This is a genomic window from Salinimicrobium sp. CAU 1759, from assembly GCF_054482715.1.
In genome coordinates this window covers 43,752-63,522 of the sequence record NZ_JBTLRK010000003.1, presented here as the reverse complement: position 1 = coordinate 63,522, position 19,771 = coordinate 43,752, and the positions used below count along the sequence as shown (strand labels likewise).

20 protein-coding genes are annotated in these 19,771 nt (G+C 41.6%); 18 read left to right on the top strand and 2 right to left on the bottom strand.

The genetic code is table 11. From position 1 onward, the window contains the following. Positions 1-104: 104 nt before the first annotated feature. Positions 105-1,115 carry a 3-oxoacyl-ACP synthase III family protein gene (locus ACXYMT_RS13535; protein ID WP_459059643.1) on the top strand — a complete coding sequence of 337 codons (1,011 nt, stop codon included), beginning with the start codon at positions 105-107 and terminating at the stop codon, positions 1,113-1,115. A gap of 97 nt (positions 1,116-1,212) precedes the next feature. On the opposite strand, the gene ACXYMT_RS13530 is transcribed toward ACXYMT_RS13535, so the two are convergent. After that, positions 1,213-3,579: a TonB-dependent receptor gene (locus ACXYMT_RS13530; protein WP_459059642.1), complete on the bottom strand. Its 2,367-nt coding sequence runs from the start codon at positions 3,577-3,579 to the stop codon at positions 1,213-1,215. A gap of 435 nt (positions 3,580-4,014) precedes the next feature. On the opposite strand from ACXYMT_RS13530, the gene ACXYMT_RS13525 reads away from it, so the two are divergent. Next, complete coding sequence (locus ACXYMT_RS13525) at positions 4,015-4,377, top strand: CoA-binding protein (protein WP_459059641.1); 363 nt, start codon at positions 4,015-4,017, stop codon at positions 4,375-4,377. Here ACXYMT_RS13525 and ACXYMT_RS13520 read toward each other — a convergent pair. After that, the gene (locus ACXYMT_RS13520) at positions 4,354-5,793 is read right to left on the bottom strand and encodes a sodium:solute symporter (RefSeq protein ID WP_459059640.1); all 1,440 of its coding nucleotides are present in this window, start codon (positions 5,791-5,793) and stop codon (positions 4,354-4,356) included. The genes ACXYMT_RS13525 and ACXYMT_RS13520 overlap by 24 nt on opposite strands. 106 nt (positions 5,794-5,899) lie before the next feature. Between ACXYMT_RS13520 and recR the strand changes: the two genes are divergently transcribed. From recR to ACXYMT_RS13440, 16 genes are all read left to right on the top strand, one after another. Beyond that, positions 5,900-6,517, top strand: a complete 618-nt coding sequence (recR, locus tag ACXYMT_RS13515) for a recombination mediator RecR (protein WP_459059639.1) — start codon at positions 5,900-5,902, stop codon at positions 6,515-6,517. Between the two features lie 206 nt (positions 6,518-6,723). After that, positions 6,724-8,043, top strand: a complete 1,320-nt coding sequence (locus ACXYMT_RS13510) for a dihydrolipoamide acetyltransferase family protein (protein ID WP_459059638.1) — start codon at positions 6,724-6,726, stop codon at positions 8,041-8,043. Between the two features lie 154 nt (positions 8,044-8,197). Next, on the top strand, positions 8,198-8,977 hold the full coding sequence (locus ACXYMT_RS13505) for an exonuclease domain-containing protein (protein WP_459059637.1): 780 nt from the start codon (positions 8,198-8,200) through the stop codon (positions 8,975-8,977). Between the two features lie 12 nt (positions 8,978-8,989). Continuing rightward, a complete protein-coding gene (locus ACXYMT_RS13500; RefSeq protein WP_459059636.1) occupies positions 8,990-9,604 on the top strand; it encodes a fumarylacetoacetate hydrolase family protein in 615 nt (204 codons plus the stop codon). Next, the gene (locus ACXYMT_RS13495; protein ID WP_459059635.1) at positions 9,601-9,939 is read left to right on the top strand and encodes an Hpt domain-containing protein; all 339 of its coding nucleotides are present in this window, start codon (positions 9,601-9,603) and stop codon (positions 9,937-9,939) included. Before ACXYMT_RS13500 ends, ACXYMT_RS13495 begins: the two co-directional genes overlap by 4 nt. Continuing rightward, positions 9,939-11,183, top strand: a complete 1,245-nt coding sequence (locus ACXYMT_RS13490; protein WP_459059634.1) for a competence/damage-inducible protein A — start codon at positions 9,939-9,941, stop codon at positions 11,181-11,183. Before ACXYMT_RS13495 ends, ACXYMT_RS13490 begins: the two co-directional genes overlap by 1 nt. A gap of 398 nt (positions 11,184-11,581) precedes the next feature. Beyond that, a complete protein-coding gene (rpmB, locus tag ACXYMT_RS13485; RefSeq protein WP_459059633.1) occupies positions 11,582-11,821 on the top strand; it encodes a 50S ribosomal protein L28 in 240 nt (79 codons plus the stop codon). Between the two features lie 24 nt (positions 11,822-11,845). Beyond that, positions 11,846-12,028, top strand: coding sequence for a 50S ribosomal protein L33 (rpmG, locus tag ACXYMT_RS13480; RefSeq protein WP_013070733.1), 183 nt, complete (start codon positions 11,846-11,848; stop codon positions 12,026-12,028). Between the two features lie 9 nt (positions 12,029-12,037). After that, a complete protein-coding gene (locus ACXYMT_RS13475) occupies positions 12,038-12,190 on the top strand; it encodes a DUF4295 domain-containing protein (protein WP_324721550.1) in 153 nt (50 codons plus the stop codon). A gap of 118 nt (positions 12,191-12,308) precedes the next feature. Continuing rightward, positions 12,309-13,262: a signal recognition particle-docking protein FtsY gene (gene ftsY / locus ACXYMT_RS13470; protein ID WP_459059632.1), complete on the top strand. Its 954-nt coding sequence runs from the start codon at positions 12,309-12,311 to the stop codon at positions 13,260-13,262. A gap of 21 nt (positions 13,263-13,283) precedes the next feature. Then, positions 13,284-14,951: an amidase family protein gene (locus tag ACXYMT_RS13465; RefSeq protein ID WP_459059631.1), complete on the top strand. Its 1,668-nt coding sequence runs from the start codon at positions 13,284-13,286 to the stop codon at positions 14,949-14,951. After that, positions 14,951-15,229, top strand: a complete 279-nt coding sequence (locus ACXYMT_RS13460) for a hypothetical protein (protein ID WP_459059630.1) — start codon at positions 14,951-14,953, stop codon at positions 15,227-15,229. Before ACXYMT_RS13465 ends, ACXYMT_RS13460 begins: the two co-directional genes overlap by 1 nt. Positions 15,230-15,462: 233 nt before the next feature. Continuing rightward, entirely contained in the window at positions 15,463-16,002 is a 540-nt protein-coding gene (locus ACXYMT_RS13455) for a hypothetical protein (RefSeq protein ID WP_459059629.1), read from the top strand. A 239-nt stretch (positions 16,003-16,241) separates the two neighbouring features. Continuing rightward, the gene (locus tag ACXYMT_RS13450; protein ID WP_459059628.1) at positions 16,242-17,420 is read left to right on the top strand and encodes a tyrosine-type recombinase/integrase; all 1,179 of its coding nucleotides are present in this window, start codon (positions 16,242-16,244) and stop codon (positions 17,418-17,420) included. 53 nt (positions 17,421-17,473) lie between these two features. Continuing rightward, the gene (locus ACXYMT_RS13445; RefSeq protein ID WP_459059627.1) at positions 17,474-18,229 is read left to right on the top strand and encodes a hypothetical protein; all 756 of its coding nucleotides are present in this window, start codon (positions 17,474-17,476) and stop codon (positions 18,227-18,229) included. Positions 18,230-18,361: 132 nt separating this feature from the next. Next, positions 18,362-18,916, top strand: a complete 555-nt coding sequence (locus ACXYMT_RS13440) for a hypothetical protein (protein ID WP_459059626.1) — start codon at positions 18,362-18,364, stop codon at positions 18,914-18,916. Positions 18,917-19,771 lie beyond the last annotated feature (855 nt).

Here is a 19,771-nt window from a genome sequence, read left to right as displayed (position 1 = left end):
GCGCTACGCTGTCAAGATGTTAATGTTTCTTATATTGCGGAGCAACTTTTTATTAATTGCTTAAATTTAAGAGAAATAATTTATTGAAGCCTAAAAATTAATACATGTATCAATCAAAGATAGCGGGCCTGGGTTTTTATGTGCCCGAAAATGTGGTGACTAACGATGATCTTTCTAAGATCATGGATACCAATGATGCCTGGATTCAGGAAAGAACAGGGATAAAAGAAAGACGCCACATCAAAAAAGGGGATGGTAATTCCACAGCTGTGATGGGTGTAAAGGCAGCAAAAATAGCCATTGAACGAGCAAATATTTCCAAGGACGATATAGATCTTATTGTTTTTGCCACGCTAAGTCCCGATTACTATTTTCCCGGAGGAGGGGTGCAGGTTCAGGAAATGCTGGACATTCACACCTGTCCGGCCCTGGATGTAAGAAACCAGTGTAGCGGATTCATCTACGGACTTTCTGTTGCCGATCAATATATTAAGACGGGAATGTATAAGAATGTCCTGCTGATAGGAAGTGAAAACCATAGTGGCGGACTCGACTTCTCTACCCGCGGCCGTGGAGTTTCAGTGATCTTTGGAGATGGTGCAGGAGCAGCAGTTGTGAGCCGAAGTGATCACAATGGGCAGGGAATCCTTTCAACTCATCTTCATTCTGAAGGAAAACATGCCCTGGAATTATCGCTGAAGGGTCCCAGTACAATGCACTGGGTGCCACAGATCATTGAGGAAAATCCGCAGGGGGATGATGTTATTTATTACCCTTATATGAATGGACAATTCGTTTTCAAAAACGCAGTAGTCCGATTTTCTGAAGTGATTAAGGAAGGTTTGGAGGCAAACGGACTCGAGGTTAAAGATATCGACATGCTTATCCCGCACCAGGCCAACTTACGAATTTCCCAGTTCATTCAGCAGAAGTTCAAGCTGAGTGATGATCAGGTATACAACAATATCCAGCGGTACGGGAATACCACCGCAGCCTCTATTCCTATTGCTTTAACCGAAGCCTGGGAAGAAGGAAAAATAAAAGAAGGAGATACTGTTGTACTGGCAGCTTTTGGTAGTGGATTTACCTGGGCGAGTGCTATTATGAAATGGTAAAATTAGAGTCAAGAGACAAGAATCAAGACCTCTCTAAAATGACAAAAATCCGCAACTCTTCAGTTGCGGATTTTCTTTTTGGCTAATTCAAACAAATCTAAAACAATCCACCGTTGCTATTGGTGTTGTCGTCCCGCTGCTTTCTGGAAAGGGCGCGATTCTTTCCGCCGCCAAAGCGGTATGACAGCCCCAGGTAGACGGTTTGAGTATCACCTTTAAAGCGGCCGCGTTGCTCGTAGGGTACTTCACTGGTGAACTGAAATTCCTGGGTGCCAAAAATGTCATTAAAGTTAAGGCTTAAAGTTGCCTTGTCCTCTAAGAAGCTATAGCGGGCACCGGCATTTACAAAGTAGAATTCTTCAGGTTCGATCTGTAGCATCTCTGTTGGGCTTCGGTACATTCCGAAGAGTTGAAGCGTAAGCTTTTTGGTGACATTGAAACTCTGGCTAATTCTAAAGCTGTAGGCAATTGCATCCACTTCCATGTATTCTGTTCCTACAACTCCTTTTTCGGTACTGCTATAGAGTTCAAAGCTTGGATTTAGGCTCCACCAGGAGAAAGGTTTATATCTTCCGCTCAATTCAAAGCCATAGGCTGTATTATCATCCCAGTTCCTGTAAGTGAGCAATAAGCGGGAAGGATCCTCGGGATCTATCAAAAGTACCTGGCTTATTTCATCTTCGATCAACCTGTAGAAAATACCTCCCGTAAAACTCCCTTTTTGGAAGTTATGTGTATAATTGAACTCCAGGGAATTAGTGAATTGGGGATCAAGTTCGGGGTTCCCGACTCCGGTGATCCTGGGAGTGGAAAATTCCCGTACAGGATTCACCTGGTTGAGACCGGGACGGTCAACCCTGCGTCCATAGCTCAATTGTACTGTCTTCATTTCATCAAGTTTGTATGACACAAAAGCCGACGGATACAAGGTTAGATAGTCGGTTTCGTAGATAAGGTCCCCGTCAAGCACAGCTTCCACATCATAACTCTCTAACCTCGCTCCAAGCTGGTAAGACCATTTTTTCCAAGTTTGTCCAAAAGTTGAGTAAAGAGAATAAATATTATTGTCATAGTCATAAAGGGTATTTTCCAGGGACTCGTTAGTGGTCTGGTAATCATTTGTACTTCTTCTCAACCTGGCTTCTGCACCTAATTCCAGCTTTGCGGTTTCTGAAAAAGGATTCTCATAATCAAGATTGAATGTGGTATTTAATAATTCTTCATCAACGTCATCGCGATAAGAATCAAAATCAATGGCACCTCCACCGCTGTATTCAAAACGCGCAAACTCTTCTTCATTAGTTGTGCTGTGATCGGCCTCCAGGATCAACTTGTGACCTTCAGAATTAAAGTCATGGTTGTAGACGAAATTATAGGTGTGGGTGACGTTCTCCATATCAATAAAGAAGTCCTGAAAAATATCCCCGGTAGCGGGATCATCAAACAGGATCCGGGCTTTTCCTGCAGGTTCTCCCATGTAGTAATTCTGGTTTGTGTAGACCGAGAAAGTATTTTTATCGTCCAGGTAAAAATCCACTCCTACTTTGAACAAATACGATTCAGAGTCATTTAAGAAGTTGATCCTCTCTGTGTAATTATTCGTGAAATTCTGAATCACACCGAGCTGTTCCCTTTTTCCGCCGTTAGTTCCAAAGTTTCCGAAGAAGTTCAGTTTTCCGCTGCGGTAGTTCATGTCAAGAGAACCGGTGTACCGGGTATCTTCTCCCAAGGTCACTCCCGTGTTGAGGTTACCGTTGAAACCCATATTGGAGTTCTTATGGAGAATGATATTGATGATCCCGCTCATTCCTTCCGGGTTGTATTTAGCTGAAGGGTTTGTGATCAATTCTATACTTTTTATGGAAGTACTGGGGATTTGTTTAAGAAGCTGGGCAGCAGGAATATTGGTTGGTTTGCCATCCACCAGGATCCTCACATTTTCGTTTCCTCTCATGGAGATATTTCCATCCTGGTCTACAGCGAGGCTAGGGATATTGTTCATGATTTCACTGGCTGTAGCGCCTGCTGTGGTAAGATCTTTTCCAACATTAACCACCTTGCGGTCTATGCGCTGCTCTATAGTAGATCTTTCGGCAACTACGTCAACACTTTCCAATTCGGCAATTTCGGCTTCCATGGAGATAATTCCAATATCGATCGTCCTGTTTCCGCCTTTCACTTCGATCTGTTTGGAATACGTCTTATAGCCCATGAACTGTGCTTTGAAGATATAGATCCCGTCTTTAATCTTGTCCATGGAAAAAGTGCCATCCCCGGAGGTTACGGCTCCTGTAACCAGCTCACCTTCGGGTGTAGAAATGGAAATAGTGGCGTAGGGGATAGGTTCTTTGAATTCGTTGTCGATAATGATTCCGGTAACGGTCCCGAGTTCAGTAGGATCGGGATTAGCATTTCCTAAAAAGCTAAGAGGGAATAGCATTAGGAATAAAATTAACTGTTTCATTTTTTTGATTTTTTGATGATGATTGATAAAGCCCAATACCTTGTAATGCATAATAAAAAAACACAGGTTTCTAAAATTTTACATCCCGGTATATCTACAAGACTATTAAAAATCACCTTTGTTACAAGATTTGCTGAAATTTAACCTTTGCGTAGGAGCTTTCCTGCGGTTATTTTTATCTCTTTTCCTTCTGAAGAATTCCGAAAGCCCTAATCCTAAATGGATAAAAAACAGTCATCCTTAAGGTCTGCGACAGAAGACGGTGCAGATATATAAAAAGAAAAAGCCCATACACAAATGTACGGGCTTGGCAAGGGACTCTTTTAACACTAACCATCAATGTTTTTCAAATCGCCCCTATGCGGGAATTATTTCTTACCTTAAAGACTGCTTACTTTAGCTATTGTTACACTTACAAAAAAGAAATTTTAAAAAATGGAAAAGAAAACCCTCGTACTGGGTGCAACCACTAATCCCGCCCGCTATGCAAATATCGCTGTCAACAGGCTGAAAAGGAACAACATTCCTACAGTAGCAATTGGTTTAAGACAGGGGGAAGTAGCCGGAGTAAAGATCGAAAATGAAAAGATCCCTTTTGAAGATGTACATACAGTTACTCTATACCTCGGGCCACCCCGGCAGAAGGAGTACTACGATTACATTCTATCCCTTCATCCGGAAAGGGTGATCTTTAATCCCGGAACCGAGAATCCGGAATTCTACCGACTTCTTCAGGAGAATGGGATTGAAGTGGAAGTAGCCTGTACCTTAATTTTACTTTCTACGCAGCAGTACTAGCCCAAGGAATGTTAGGAGACCATTAAGGATAAGAACAAAGAACCCGAATTCAAATCCAAACCATACCAGGCTATTGATGCTTATCACATAAGTAAGAATAGGAGAGAGAATGGCAATTGCGGGAACCAGCTTGTCCTTCACCTTCATTTTTGTAAATAACCCGAAACTATAAAGGCCAAGTAAAGGTCCGTAAGTATATCCTGCAAAGACGAAAAGTTTGGCAATCACGCTTTCATCCCGAATGATGTATTTGAAGGCGATGATCACCAGGATGAGGACTACAGAAACCCCTATGTGAATCTGTTTTCTAATTGCTTCCTGCCTTTCGGGTCTAAACTTATTTTCGATATCAAGAATATCAATACTAAAGGAGGTAGTGAGGGCTGTAAGGGCGCTATCGGCACTACTATAGGCTGCGGCGATCAATCCAAGGATAAAGAAAATTGCAATTCCCACTCCCAATTCTCCCGAAGTAGCAATTACCGGGAAGAGATCATCTTTTGAAGCGTCAATTCCGTTGGCACGGGCATATTCAGTAAGTAGAACTCCCAGTGCAAGAAAGAAAAGGTTGACAAATACCAGAACTATGGTAAACCAGAACATGTTCTTTTGAGCATCTCCAAGGTTCCGGCAGGTAAGGTTCTTCTGCATCATATCCTGGTCGAGTCCCGTCATCACGATAGTTATGAAGGCTCCCGAAATAAACTGCTTCCAGAAATAATCGGCACTTTTAATGTCATCAAAAAAGAACATTTTTGAGAACTCACTGTTGGAGATGTGTGAGATCAATTCTCCTCCCTGTATCCCGAGATCATCAGAAACATAGTAAATACTCACCCCTACCGCGATCAACATACATAGGGTTTGAAGCGTATCTGTGTAAACAATTGTTTTGATCCCCGACCTGAAGGTGTAGAGCCATATCAATAAGATCGTCATGATCACGGTCGCCCAAAAGGGGATTCCCAGCGTATCGAAAAGGATGATCTGCAGTACGTTTGCTACCAGAAATAATCTGAAACTTGCTCCTACCACCCTTGATAGTAAGAAGAAAGAGGCTCCTGTCTTGTAAGAATAGGTGCCAAATCTTCCTTCTAAATAGGTGTAGATGGAAGTGAGGTTCATCCTGTAATACAGAGGCAGCAGTACCAGCCCTATCACTGCGTAGCCCACCACATAACCCAGCACTACCTGCATATAGCTGAACTGGCTTGCCTCCACCCAGCCCGGTACAGAAATAAAGGTTACCCCACTCAGCGAAGCACCAATCATCCCGAATGCTACTACATACCAGGGCGATTGCCGGTTGGCTTTGAAAAATGTATTATTGTCCGATTTTCTTCCTGTGATCCAGGAAATGAATATTAGGGTGACAAAATATCCGGCTATAAGTAATAGTATGGAAGAGGGCTGCATGTAATAGAATTTCGGCAGCAAATTACAAAACTTAGCAATATGTGCAGCATGGGGAATGCGGCTTCTTTTTCTGGGAATTGTATGAAATATGGAGTAATTTTGAACTATGGAATTTTCTTCAAAATTATTGGAAGAAGCTGTGAATGAGATGTCCCAGCTTCCGGGAATTGGCAGGCGCACTGCTTTAAGGCTGGTATTACATCTTCTTAAGCAACCCGAATCCCAGACGGTAGCCTTGAGTAAGGCTTTAGTTGATCTCAAGACCGAAGTGAAATTTTGTAAGAACTGTCACAACATAAGTGATACCGAGCTTTGCGAGATCTGTGCGAACAGGAGTCGACAGCGGGAAGTAGTTTGCGTAGTGGAGGATATTCGGGATGTGATGGCGATAGAGAACACGAGTCAGTATCGCGGACTTTATCATGTGCTGGGCGGTAAGATCAATCCTATGGAAGGAATTGGCCCTTCTCAACTTACCATAAAATCTTTGATAGAGAAGGCCAGGAATGGGGAAATTGAGGAGATCATATTTGCCCTTAGCAGTACTTTGGAAGGAGACACTACCAATTTTTACATTTTTAAGCAACTGGAGGGTGTGGATATTAAAACCAGCACTATAGCCCGCGGAATTTCGGTGGGGGATGAGCTTGAATATGCAGATGAGGTGACCCTTGGCCGCAGTATTACCAACCGAATTCCGTTTGAGAATTCCCTGAAGAATTGATTCTGAAGATTTTTCTTCAGAAGTACCAAAAAAATCCTCTGCACAGAAATCCTGAATAAAAATTGTAATTTTACTCGGGAATTGGCTTTGTTTCAGAAGCCAAAAGTGATCAGAAAATCTTCGGCGCTGAAGAATTATTATTAATTGAGGTAGATTTTTAGTAATTTCGCAGTCGAATTTATGTAAAACATCTTCGAGTTAAGAATATGGCAAAATTTGAACTAAAATTACCCAAGATGGGGGAAAGTGTTGCGGAAGCAACCATTACGAATTGGTTAAAAGAAGTTGGAGAGACCATTGAAGCCGATGAGGCAGTTCTGGAAATTGCCACAGATAAAGTAGATAGTGAAGTGCCGAGTGAAGTTGATGGGGTGCTGGTTGAGAAGCTTTTCAATGAAGATGATGTAGTACAGGTAGGACAAACCATTGCTATTATAGAAACTGAAGGTGAAGAGGCAGCAAATACCACTCCGGTAGCCGATCAAGAGGTGCCTTCACCTGAAATAGAAGAAGCTGTAGTCGCAGCCGAGCAACGTGTGGAGCAAGCTAAGAGCATCAGTACATCTGACTATGCTGACAGCAACAGGTTCTACTCTCCCCTGGTAAAGAACATTGCAAAGGAAGAAGGTATTTCTTTTGAGGAACTTGAACAAATCCAGGGAAGCGGCAAAGAGGGAAGAGTGACCAAAAATGACATTTTAGGATACCTTGAAAGCCGTTCTTCTCAACCTGCTTCACAGCCGAAACAGCAACAGCAAGCTGCTGCGCCAACACAGGCAGCACCACAACCGGCTAAAACTCCGGTTAGTGTAAGTGGGGAAGACGAGATCATTGAAATGTCCCGAATGGGTAAAATGATCGCGCACCACATGGTAGAAAGTGTGCAGACTTCTGCTCACGTGCAGTCTTTTATTGAGGTGGATGTAACCAACATCTGGAACTGGAGAAAGAAGAACAAAGATGCTTTTGAGAAGAGAGAAGGAGAGAAGCTCACTTTTACTCCTATCTTTATGGAAGCCGTTGCCAAGGCAATAAAAGATTTTCCATTGATCAATATTTCTGTTGACGGGGATAAGATCATCAAGAAAAAGAATATCAACCTGGGGATGGCAGCAGCCCTTCCCGATGGGAACCTTATCGTACCGGTGATCAAAAATGCCGATCAACTTAACCTGGTTGGAATGGCCAAGGCCGTGAACGACCTCGCCAACCGTGCGAGACTGAACAAGCTAAAGCCCGATGATATACAGGGTGGAACTTACACAGTAACGAACGTAGGTACCTTTGGAAGTATTATGGGAACTCCAATTATTAATCAGCCGCAAGTTGGGATACTCGCGCTTGGTGCTATAAGAAAATTGCCGGCGGTGATTGAAACTCCCGAAGGTGATTTTATCGGCATCCGTTATAAGATGTTCCTGTCTCATAGCTATGACCACCGTGTGGTGAATGGGGCTTTAGGAGGACAGTTTGTACAGAGAGTCGCCCAGTACCTTGAAAAATTTGACAAGAACAGGGACCTGTAGTTAAGGTCTCAAAAATGATAAAAAAGCCATAGCCTTTTCGCTGTGGCTTTTTGCTTTTTTAGTTCTCTCTAGTCATGTTGGGGCGTGATACCTGCCTATTACTCACTGTTCACTGCCCACTTCTTTTACTATCTTTGCCCAAATAAATTTTATTATGGAGTTGAAGCTTACAAAGCCAATATGTTTTTTTGATCTTGAAGCAACAGGAACCAATGTCGCAAAGGACAGGATCGTTGAAATTTCTATTCTAAAGATCTTTCCGAATGGAAATCGCGAAAGCAAGACCTGGCTTGTAAATCCAACAGTGCCTATTTCCAAAGAAGTAGTTGCAGTACATGGAATCACGAATGAGAAAGTAGCCAATGAGCCTACTTTTAAAGAATTGGCTCCTGCAATTAATGAAATGATCAAGGGCTGTGACCTGGCGGGATACAACTCCAACCGCTATGATATTCCGCTTCTCGCGGAAGAGATGCTGCGGGCGGGGGTAGATTTTGAGATGAAAAGTTCCCTTTCTGTAGATGTGCAGACAATTTTTCACAAGATGGAACAAAGAACCCTTGCTGCCGCCTATAAGTTCTACTGCGGAAAAGATCTTGAAGGGGCGCATTCTGCGGCAGTTGACACCGAGGCTACTTATGAAGTGCTTAAGTCACAACTCGACATGTATGAAGACAAGCTGCAGAATGATGTAAAATGGCTTTCTGAATTCAGCTCTCAAAAGAATTGTGCAGACATTGCCGGTTTTATCATTTACGACAAAAAAGGCAGGGAAGTTTTTAGCTTTGGAAAGTATAAGGGTAAATGTGTAGAGGATATTCTTGAACAGGAGCCCGGTTATTTTGGATGGTTCCAAAACGCCGATTTTCCGCTGTACACTAAAAAAGTATTGACCGCAATTAAGCTAAGGAAATTAAATACCAAGCTGAAGTAATCAATTCCTGAGATGAAAATAATCTGTATAGGCCGAAATTACACCGAGCACATCACCGAACTTCAGAATGAGAAACCAGATGAGCCGGTGATCTTTTTAAAACCCGATTCGGCTGTCCTGCTCAAGAAGCAGCCTTTCTTTATTCCGCCATTTTCTAACGATATACATTACGAGGTGGAATTGCTGGTAAGGATCAATAGAATAGGTAAGCACATTCAGAAGAAATTTGCATACAAGTATTATGATGAAATAGGACTTGGAATAGATTTCACGGCAAGAGACCTTCAGAAGAAATTGAAGGATAAAGGTCTGCCATGGGAGAAAGCGAAGGGCTTTGACGGCTCTGCAGTGATCGGGGAAAAGTGGATCAAAAAGTCCCATTTTAAGGACCTCAATGATCTGGAATTCAGCCTTCAGAAGAATGGAGAAGCGGTGCAGCAGGGAAGAACTTCACATATGTTATGGAAGATTGACGAAATAATTGAATATATTTCACAATATTTTACGCTCAAGATAGGAGATGTGATCTTTACGGGAACGCCGGCGGGAGTAGGGCCTGTAGCGATAAATGACGAATTGAGCGGCTTTATAGAAGACCAACAAATATTCTCAATACAAATAAGATGAGGAATTACGATTTAGAAAGCGTAGAGGAAATGGCCGGAGGGGACCAGGACTTTATAAAGGTTGTGGTGCAGACTTTCCTGGAAGAGATCCCGCCAGATCTTGAAGGGATGAACCAGGCGGTGACACAGGACAATCCGCAGCAGGCTTATCAATTCGCTCATAAAATGAAGCCTAATTTCCAAATGTTCGGTCTTGGTCTTATGCCGCAGATAAAGATCCTCGAAAGCTGGGCAAAAGCCGGTGATAATACAGATGAGGTCAATGAAGCGGCCCGTATCATTACTGCAAAATATAAACTGGCCGAAAAAGACCTCAAGGAAGATTTTGATCTCTAATGACTGCAGAAATTATCACTATAGGGGATGAGATCCTCATTGGGCAGATAGTAGATTCCAATTCGGCTTTTATCGCCAAGGAGCTTAACCTTATAGGTATTTCAGTGTACCAGATCACTTCGGTGCAGGATGAGAAGGAGCACATCCTTTCTGCCTTGCTTGATGCTTCAAAAAGGGCCGATATAGTCATTCTTACCGGCGGGCTGGGTCCTACAAAAGATGATGTCACCAAATATACCTTTGCTGAATATTTCGAAGACCAGCTGGTGACAAATGATAAAGTACTTCAGCATATAGAAGAGCTTTTTGCCAAATACAAGAAAACCTCCATTTCAGACCTTAATCGCGAGCAGGCAATGCTTCCTTCTAAAGCCACAGTTTTACACAATCGTTACGGTACCGCACCGGGCATGTGGATGGAGAAGGAGGGAAAAGTTTATATCTCTCTCCCCGGCGTGCCCTATGAAATGAAAAACCTTATGGAAGAAGAGGTTATTCCGCGGTTAAGGGAGAAATTTCACAGGCCTTTCATATACCACAAAACTATTTTAACTAGAGGGGAAGGCGAAAGTGCTATTGCCAATAAACTTGCTGCTTTTGAAGACCGACTGCCAAAACATATAAAACTTGCGTACCTGCCGGGTCTTGGCAGCGTTAGGTTAAGGCTTTCCGGCAAGGGAGAACAAGAGGAGGAATTGATTAGCTCTGTAGAAAAACAGGTTGAAGGTCTGTATGAGCTGCTGGGGGATATCATTGCTGAAGAGCAGGAGGAAGACGAAAAGATAGCGGTACAGATAAGTAAACTGCTTACCTCGCAAGGGAAATTCCTTTCTGCTGCCGAGAGTTGTACGGGAGGAGCCCTGGCAGCCGAATTCACCACTCATCCCGGCGCATCTTCCTGTTTCAAGGGAGGTATGGTCTCTTACGCTACAGTGGTAAAGGAGGAAAACCTACATGTTCCAAAGGACCTGATCGAAAAGCACACTGTGGTAAGCCCCGAAGTTGCCGAAGCCATGGCAAAGAATGCGCGCAAATACTTTAAAACTGATTATGCACTTTCGACCACAGGCAATGCAGGCCCTACCAAGGGCGATAGTGATGCTGAGGTTGGCACTGTCTACATTGGCGTGGCTACTCCAGAAAAAGTTTATTCTAAAAAGTTCATTTTTGGAAACAGCAGGGACCAGGTGGTGAAGCAAACCGTTCAGAAAGCTTTTGAAATGATCCTGAAGGAAATATCCTGAAGTACGAAGTGGGAATTTAGAAGTACGAACTTATTCTATATAGGTGTTTTTAAAATTGCCACAACTCCACGAAAAAATTCTCAGTCTCTCGGATTATTAACATTGGGTACTGATCACTGATCCCTGGCCACTGATCACTGACCACTGGATTTTTTCAGAATTTTTCAGAAATTTGTGCTTCAAAAGGAGCTTCAGGCTTGAATCTGCTATAAAGATTTTCTTCCGAAGGGAGAGATGGTTTCAGCAATAGGTGTCAAAAAGGGCATTTTCAGCAGGTTTTTCAGGAGGGGAAAAGAAAATAGAGCTTCAGAAAAATATTTTCATCGGCTATTGGCTATTAGGTAAAAAAATCGTTAATTTGCAGCCTGTTTTGAAATAACGAGTTAAAGTATAGAGCAATGTCAAGAGTTTGTGAACTTACAGGTAAGAAAGCAATGGTAGGAAACAACGTTTCCCACGCGATGAATAAGACAAAACGTAAATTTGACGCCAATTTGGTTAAAAAACGTTTTTATATCCCTGAAGAAGATAAGTGGATCACTTTAAAAGTATCTACTTCTGCTATTAAGAATATTAATAAGAAGGGAATTACAGCTGTAATCAAAGAAGCAAGGGAAAAGGGTTTTTTAAACAAGTAATCCTAACATTTAAGACGCAGTAAAATGGCAAAGAAAGGTAACAGAGTTCAGGTTATATTAGAGTGTACAGAGCACAAAGCATCGGGACAGCCCGGTACTTCAAGATATATTACAACAAAAAACAAAAAGAACACGCCAGATAGAATGGAGCTGAAGAAATTCAATCCTATTCTAAAGAAGATGACGGTTCATAAAGAAATTAAATAAGCATAAGTCATGGCAAAGAAATCAGTAGCATCATTACAGACAGGATCAAAGAGATTAACTAAAGCCATCAAGATGGTAAAATCTCCAAAGAGCGGCGCCTATACTTTTGTTGAAGGAATTATGGCTCCTGAAATGGTAAATGACTTCCTGAACAAGAAATAAGTTATTTTCAAAATATTTAAAAGCCGTCCCGGTACTCATCGGGACGGCTTTTTGTTTTTGTGTATATTTACACACGGCTATTTTACTGCCAAAGTTGAAATAAAGACCAAGCTAAATAATGAGTTTATTTAAGAAGATATTCTCCCGTGAGAAAAAGGAAACCCTGGACAAGGGCCTTGAAAAATCTAAAAATGATTTCTTTTCCAAGCTGGGAAAAGCCGTTGCCGGTAAATCTAAAGTCGATGATGAGGTACTCGATGACCTGGAGGATGTTCTCGTGAGCAGTGATGTGGGCGTTGGCACTACCGTAAAGATCATTAACCGCATTGAGGAAAGAGTTGCCCGAGACCGCTTTTTGGGAACCGATGAACTAAATAAGATCCTGCGGGAGGAGATCGCCGCTCTTTTAGCCGAAACCAATTCGGGCGAGGCGACAGAATTTTATGTGCCGGCAGATAAAAAGCCTTATGTGATCATGGTGGTGGGCGTCAACGGGGTTGGAAAAACAACCACGATTGGAAAGCTTGCCTACCAGTTCAAGAAAGCCGGAAAGAAAGTTGTCCTTGGCGCTGCCGATACCTTTAGGGCTGCCGCCATTGATCAATTACAGGTATGGGCAGACAGGGTAGATGTTCCTATAGTAAAGCAGCAAATGGGTAGTGATCCTGCCTCGGTAGCTTATGATAGTGTGCAAAGCGCAGTGAAGCAAGGGGCAGATGTGGTGATCATTGATACCGCCGGCCGCCTTCACAATAAGGTCAATCTTATGAATGAGTTGTCTAAGGTGAAGCGGGTAACACAGAAAGTGGTGGAGAACTCGCCGCATGAAGTACTGTTAGTATTGGATGGTTCTACCGGCCAGAATGCCTTTGAACAAGCCAAGCAGTTCACAGCTGCGACCGAGGTTACTTCCCTGGCCGTTACCAAACTTGACGGTACTGCCAAGGGCGGGGTGGTGATAGGGATAAGCGACCAGTTCCAGATCCCCGTAAAATATATTGGAGTAGGTGAAGGGATGGAAGACCTGCAGGTTTTCAACAAATACGAGTTCGTAGACTCATTCTTCAAATAGTTATTTATCAAATATAAAATCATGAAGCAGATCATTACGCTCTTTTTGGTCCTGGTGACCTTTTTCTCCTGTAAAGTAAGCACAAAAGAAACAGCTTTAGATTCACCTGCCATCGTTTGGGAGGCGCAGGATGAAACCGCCGAACTTGAAGAACAGGCACAGCACGAAAATGAAAGGATGAGGTTTAAGCTCATCAATTCCAAAACTCTTGACAAGAACGAGATATGGAGACCTTTTGAAGCAGATCTCGCTTCTTTTTCTGCGGAAAGATATGAAGGACTAAAACAGCTTATCCTTGAAAGAAGCATTCCCGAATTGCAGCGTGCTGTGAAGGAGGGGGAGCTTTCTTATGAAGATCTTACCCTGTTCTACATCTACCGCATCAGGGAATTCGAGAGCAACAATGACCTTTCATTAAATGCGGTGATCGCTTTAAATCCTGAAGTAGTTGAACAGGCCAGGAAGCTGGATGAGCAGGGAGCTGCGGGTGTAAATGAGAATTCTGTTCATGGAATGCCTATCCTGCTGAAGGATAACATCAACACCAGCGACATGAAGACCACTGCAGGAGCTATAGCTCTTGCTGAAAACCAACCTTCCAAAAATGCCTTTATCGTTGATCGTTTACAAAAGAACAATGCCCTTATCCTCGGAAAAGTGAATTTGAGCGAGTGGGCTTATTATTTTTGTGACGGTTGTCCCCTGGGATACAGTGCCGTTGGCGGACAAACACTTAATCCCTACGGAAGAAAACAATTTGAGACAGGAGGTTCCAGTTCGGGTAGTGGAGTGGCCGTAGCTGCAAACTATGCGGTAGCTGCTATTGGAACTGAAACTGCAGGTTCCATTCTTTCCCCGGCATCCAAGAATGCGGTAGTCGGATTGAAACCGACAGTGGGGCTGCTGAGTCGTACCGGGATTATCCCAATTTCAGGTACTTTGGATACCCCGGGGCCAATGACCAAATATGTGATCGACAACACCATTTTATTAAATGCTCTTACAGGAAAAGATGCCGAAGATCGTACTTCGGTTGCTTCAGATAAGAACTATGTAAAAACAGTTTCTCCTGAAGGTCTCGAAGGGAAAAGGATAGGAGTGATGAAGTCTTTGATGACCGACTCCCTTTACAACCGGGCAGTGCAGAAAATGAAGGAAGGCGGAGCGGTGATCATTGAATTTGAAGCCGAAAATGTTCCGCTTGACAATTTCCTTACTTTGCTCAATGCAGATATGAAGAAGGATTTACCTGCTTACCTGTCCCGGCAAGCGGGAAAAGAAGTGACCTTTAAGAATGTGGAGGCGATCGTAAAATATAATCTTAAAGATACTCTGCTGCGGGCGCCTTACGGGCAGCAGCTGTTCGAGAACATAGTGTCCGATACTACCAGTGCAGAAGAGCTGGAAAGGATCTCTGCGCAACTGCAGGAAAGTGGGAGAAAGTTCTTTGATGTGCCTATGCAACAGCACAATCTTGATGCAGTGGCCTCTATCAATAATTATCATGCGGCCTATGCCGCAGTGGCAAAATACCCGGCACTGGCAGTGCCTGCAGGTTTTGAGGCGTCGGGAGAGCCAAAAAGCATCACCTTCATAGCAAAACCTTATGAAGAGGATAAGCTCCTTAACCTGGGATACGCCTTTGAACAGCAAAGCTACGCCCGTAAGCCACCAAAGAACTACAGGTAATGTCTCATAGGAACCTGGTGATCCTTACTAAGATCATCCTTATTTACAGTATTTTTTTCATCGTGATGAAGGCGGTAATTATTTTTGGAGGTGCCTGGCTGCTGCCAAACCTCCTGTTGATGATCCCATATTTGATCCTTGGAGTAATAGCGATAATACTTGTAAAACACGAAAGCTATTCCTGGTGGTTTGTGGGGATAGGTATTTTGATGATCATAATTACCCGAGTTTATGAAACTCAATTTGCAGTTTGGATCCAGCAGCGGCTGATAGAATAATTTCTTGAAAGGATAATATTATAAAGCGGTGGGAAGTTAGTTTCCCGCCGTTTTTTTTGCGGAAACACCTGTTAAAAATCCGCTTATTGGAACCTCATTTCTTTGCCTTCCTAAAATAAACTGAATCCCTTAGGGTTTACCGTAAGCTCAATTTATAGAATTGTCATAGTTTTACCTTAGGCCAATTAAGAAAGGTAACAGATTCCCTTCAAAATATTTCGATTATAATACCAATGAATAAAGCTATCTATCTCCTCGTATCAGTTCTCTTTTTTTCATGTTCAACAACCCGTTCTGGTAAAGCTGAAAAGGACACCAATCCCGAAGAAGATTACGTTTATGCAGATTTTACCGGAAAGCTTGAAGCCGAAAAGATCAATTTGCTTAAAAACTATTACAACTGGCAGGAGGAGGAGATCTTGATCATAAATTACAGGCAACCTCTTTCAGATTGTCATTTTAATAACCACAAAATAACTTCAGACAGTAAAAAGTGGTGGACAGAATTCTATTCTAAAGTTGATGTAGATAACAGCCTGAATATTGACGTTTTTTCAAATGGGGAGAAAATCAGAAAGAAAATGGATAACAGGAATTACTTCGACGACAAAGATGATTTTCTCCTGAATAATTTCTTTGACCGGAAGAAATCCTGCTTTGGTATTATGGTATTAAATCAACAGGGGCAATACTTTCAGTTCAATGGGCATTATTCGGAAAAACAGGTAGAAATCTTTATTAATGAGTTGAAAGGCCGGGGAAATATTGGCTAGAATAAATTTCCGGAAGGGATTTTACTTAGTTCACCATAGTACACCCCTCTAAAATGTCATTTTTGGAAGGTCATTTTTGTTTCTAAGGATCATGATAATCTCAAATTCTTCAGGCGGTAACATTAAAATTCGCAGGCCTTAAAATTAAACTGGTCTTCTAAAAAATAAGAATAGCCGGCCAGTGATTATTTTAAATTTCGGGAGCAGATTTTAGATATATTTACTTTAAAATCAGCACTATGAAAAAGGTTGAGCTCGCTCCTCTTCACCTTAATGGGGAGTGGCAAATAGCAATAAAATTCAAGTTCGATTCAGAGATTGAAAAGCTGCTACAAGCACTTCGACCGGTAAAATGGTCCAACACCCATAATTGTTTTTATGCAGCTCTTTGCAGTGAGAACAAGCATTTGCTTTACCATAAGTTAAGGGCTTCAAATTTATTTGTTGATTATAAGGCGATGCAGGAATTTTCCCTTGTAAAAAAGAAAGCGGAACCATCACCCGGGGAATTCAGCAAAAATCAAAAAAGGATTCTTCATGAGTATGTAGCATATCTGCGGGGGCAGCGATTAAGTGACAGCAGTGTAAGAACATACTACAATTTTGTACTTAAGCTGGTAGACTATATAGGTGACAGACCTCTGGATTCCCTGCGGCACAGGGATATCGAATTATTTGTCGAACAGAGAATAGCCGGCGGGAACTATGCCCTTAGTACGCACCGGCAGTGCATTAGTGCAATAAAACATTTTCTGGAACTTTTTGCTTGCGAGAAAATAGATGCAACCAGCATTAAACGGCCTAAAAGAAGCCAGTATCTACCGTCGGTCCTTTCCAAGGAAGAAGTTATTTCTTTGTTACAGGCTACCAGGAATTTGAAGCACCGTGCAATCCTTGCAATGATCTACTCGGGCGGATTAAGAATTTCTGAATTACTAGAATTAAAGCTGTACCACATTGATATTTTGCGAAGGCAAATTGTCATTAAAAATTCGAAAGGTCGTAAGGACCGCATTGTAGTTTTGGCCGAAAGTATGTTGCCGTTACTTAACAATTACCTTTCTACCTATTCACCCGGGGTTTATTTTGCTGAAGGCCAAACCGGCGGACAATATACCGCACAGAGCATTAGAACATTTCTGCAGGAATCCTGTCGGCGGTCGGGCATTAAAAAGAAAGTGACTCCACACACCTTAAGACATTCGTACGCAACTCACATGCTGGAAAACGGAATTGACATTAGGTATATTCAGGAGCTGCTGGGCCACTCCCGGCCGGAAACCACTATGATCTATACGCATGTGTCGAGGAAGGATATCATGAAAATCGAAAGTCCTTTGGACGTGACGGTAAAGGAGATGTTGCAGGCAGATAAAAGCAATGAAAACCTGTTGTTATCCCGAAATTTAAAAGGATAAATAACTATATTAGTTTTGATATAACGAGTTAGGGCCAATTTAAAAAAACATAAATGGTTAGGAGAAATCCAGAGCTAGAAGAAGCAATAAAGACTCTTGGAAAGTTTTTTCAGGAGAACAAAAACAGAACTGTTAATCCATTTATTGATATAAATCCATTTGCCCGGATTGCAGAATCTATAAAAATTCTCCAAGAGGAAGCACCTGGGAGTTTAATAGAATTGTCAAAGTACGGCTGGTATTTAGGCTATGATTCTCTACCAAAAACACCGATCGAATTAAACAGGAAGTTAAAAAACGGTGACGAAAAGGAGGTAGATGAGTTTTTGTCCGAATATTATCAAAAGGAATTAAGTTTGGTTGAAAGAAGACTGATCAAGCGAAATCCCGCAAGAAAAAAATTGATTGAAGAAGGGTTTCATAATCACCGCAAAAAGAACTATTATTCCTCAATTACTTTACTACTGACACAAGCTGACGGTTTATGCTATGACAGAGCTAACAAATTTTATTTTCAGAACGATTCTGACCTGAAAAAAGCTAAAATCTTTCGACCTGCAATCCATAGTGAATTAGCTAAAGATGAGGGAATGTTCTTCAAAACCTTTTTAGCTCCTATGAATAATCCTTCTGCAATTAATGAGTTAATAAAAAATATTGAAAACTTTCCAGTACGGCTGAATAGGCACGAAATTATTCACGGGATTGATATTGAATTCGGTACAGAAATTAATTCTTTAAAGACAATATCATTCTTAAATTATTTAAATGATGTTTTACACGATAAAACTGGCCCTAACAGCGGTTAACGGACAAATAGCGGCAGACCGTTTAAAATGACATTTTTGAGTACCTTTAAAAAGATAACTTAACCGACAAATAATCGTTTCCCAAGCCGCTACTTGCGTTAACCGGGAACGTTGGCACCAAGCTAAAAACAAATGAAGTATTTTAAAAAGGAAAACATAGGAAGAACTGTAGCCCTAATTTCATTTATTTTGGGTTCAATTCTAGTCGGACTTTTCTACTTTACAGAAAAAGCAGAATTATTGTTTATTGGATACATCTTCATTTTCTTTATAGTTATTGTCAACATTGGCGTTTTCATAGCTTCAATAGTAGAAGCGATTAGTAATAAATCTATTAGAAAAAAGCTCTTTATAAACAATGCAATTATGTTGTTAAATATTCCAGTCGCTTATTTCTATCTCTGGTTTATGTTGATCCTCCTTAATACGATCCGACTAACTCTGACGAACCCGACGGATTCAAAATTTACGGACTTACATATTAGTGGATGCGAATCCATATCGATAGATAATTTAGAAGCTGGAGAGAGTAAAACCGTCTGGATTTCAATATCAAGTGATTGTTCAATAAATTTAAACTTCAAAGAAAAGGGTACTGAGAAAACGGAAACAGTTATCGGATATGCTTCAAGTATGGGAGGATATAAAACAGAACATATAATTGGTAAAGGAAATCAAGAACTGTGATTGAGAAAAAGCCAGGTGCCAACAGCGGTTAACAAAAATGGCTTTTTTGGGAGATAATTTCCTACATTTATTTCCATTTTAAGAACCCGTTACGCCGGAAAGTGATTCCTTCCCTACACGCCACTTTCGTTAACCGGGACGTTACCCAAAATGCCGCTGACTAACCAAACGCGGGAAAAATAAAACTGACTCGGATAAATAAAGGACTTCTAAAATGCCATTTTTGAAAGGGAAGATAAATTGAATATTAAAAGAAGAATTGCGACGGATCACTCACTCATACGGATAATTAAAAGGTGCTAAAAACATCATTTTTGAGTAGTAAGAAAATGAGAATTTCAAAATAAAATAAAGCGGACTTTCTCACTCAAAGCGGATAAAAATAATCGGACGCAAAAATGTCATTTTTGAGAGGGAAGAAATTTAAAGTTTAAATTAAAATGCAGCGGACTCTCACTGAGACCTGGAAAATAAGAAGTAGAACGGAGACTACTCTGGCGGCTCACTCAGGCGGGCGGCACATTGGGTAACACTGTATAAAAAAAATGCTCAAACCTGTGCCAAATCGAAAGTTCGTGCCCGCTTGCAACGCCTGATTGTCCTGCGGACAATCAAGCTCGCCAGCTCGCACTATTTTTTATACGGGACGTTACCCAAAATGCCGCTGACTAACCAAACGCGGGAAAAATAAAACTGACTCGGATAAATAAAGGACTTCTAAAATGCCATTTTTGAAAGGGAAGATAAATTGAATATTAAAAGAAGAATTGCGACGGATCACTCACTCATACGGATAATTAAAAGGTGCTAAAAACATCATTTTTGAGTAGTAAGAAAATGAGAATTTCAAAATAA

Bases quoted from the DNA above. Each gene is read 5' to 3' on its own strand.
- ACXYMT_RS13535 (WP_459059643.1), top strand. From the start codon at position 105: ATGTATCAATCAAAGATAGCGGGCCTGGGTTTTTATGTGCCCGAAAAT.
- ACXYMT_RS13530 (WP_459059642.1), bottom strand. From the start codon at position 3,579: ATGAAACAGTTAATTTTATTCCTAATGCTATTCCCTCTTAGCTTTTTA.
- ACXYMT_RS13525 (WP_459059641.1), top strand. From the start codon at position 4,015: ATGGAAAAGAAAACCCTCGTACTGGGTGCAACCACTAATCCCGCCCGC.
- ACXYMT_RS13520 (WP_459059640.1), bottom strand. From the start codon at position 5,793: ATGCAGCCCTCTTCCATACTATTACTTATAGCCGGATATTTTGTCACC.
- recR (WP_459059639.1), top strand. From the start codon at position 5,900: ATGGAATTTTCTTCAAAATTATTGGAAGAAGCTGTGAATGAGATGTCC.
- ACXYMT_RS13510 (WP_459059638.1), top strand. From the start codon at position 6,724: ATGGCAAAATTTGAACTAAAATTACCCAAGATGGGGGAAAGTGTTGCG.
- ACXYMT_RS13505 (WP_459059637.1), top strand. From the start codon at position 8,198: ATGGAGTTGAAGCTTACAAAGCCAATATGTTTTTTTGATCTTGAAGCA.
- ACXYMT_RS13500 (WP_459059636.1), top strand. From the start codon at position 8,990: ATGAAAATAATCTGTATAGGCCGAAATTACACCGAGCACATCACCGAA.
- ACXYMT_RS13495 (WP_459059635.1), top strand. From the start codon at position 9,601: ATGAGGAATTACGATTTAGAAAGCGTAGAGGAAATGGCCGGAGGGGAC.
- ACXYMT_RS13490 (WP_459059634.1), top strand. From the start codon at position 9,939: ATGACTGCAGAAATTATCACTATAGGGGATGAGATCCTCATTGGGCAG.
- rpmB (WP_459059633.1), top strand. From the start codon at position 11,582: ATGTCAAGAGTTTGTGAACTTACAGGTAAGAAAGCAATGGTAGGAAAC.
- rpmG (WP_013070733.1), top strand. From the start codon at position 11,846: ATGGCAAAGAAAGGTAACAGAGTTCAGGTTATATTAGAGTGTACAGAG.
- ACXYMT_RS13475 (WP_324721550.1), top strand. From the start codon at position 12,038: ATGGCAAAGAAATCAGTAGCATCATTACAGACAGGATCAAAGAGATTA.
- ftsY (WP_459059632.1), top strand. From the start codon at position 12,309: ATGAGTTTATTTAAGAAGATATTCTCCCGTGAGAAAAAGGAAACCCTG.
- ACXYMT_RS13465 (WP_459059631.1), top strand. From the start codon at position 13,284: ATGAAGCAGATCATTACGCTCTTTTTGGTCCTGGTGACCTTTTTCTCC.
- ACXYMT_RS13460 (WP_459059630.1), top strand. From the start codon at position 14,951: ATGTCTCATAGGAACCTGGTGATCCTTACTAAGATCATCCTTATTTAC.
- ACXYMT_RS13455 (WP_459059629.1), top strand. From the start codon at position 15,463: ATGAATAAAGCTATCTATCTCCTCGTATCAGTTCTCTTTTTTTCATGT.
- ACXYMT_RS13450 (WP_459059628.1), top strand. From the start codon at position 16,242: ATGAAAAAGGTTGAGCTCGCTCCTCTTCACCTTAATGGGGAGTGGCAA.
- ACXYMT_RS13445 (WP_459059627.1), top strand. From the start codon at position 17,474: ATGGTTAGGAGAAATCCAGAGCTAGAAGAAGCAATAAAGACTCTTGGA.
- ACXYMT_RS13440 (WP_459059626.1), top strand. From the start codon at position 18,362: ATGAAGTATTTTAAAAAGGAAAACATAGGAAGAACTGTAGCCCTAATT.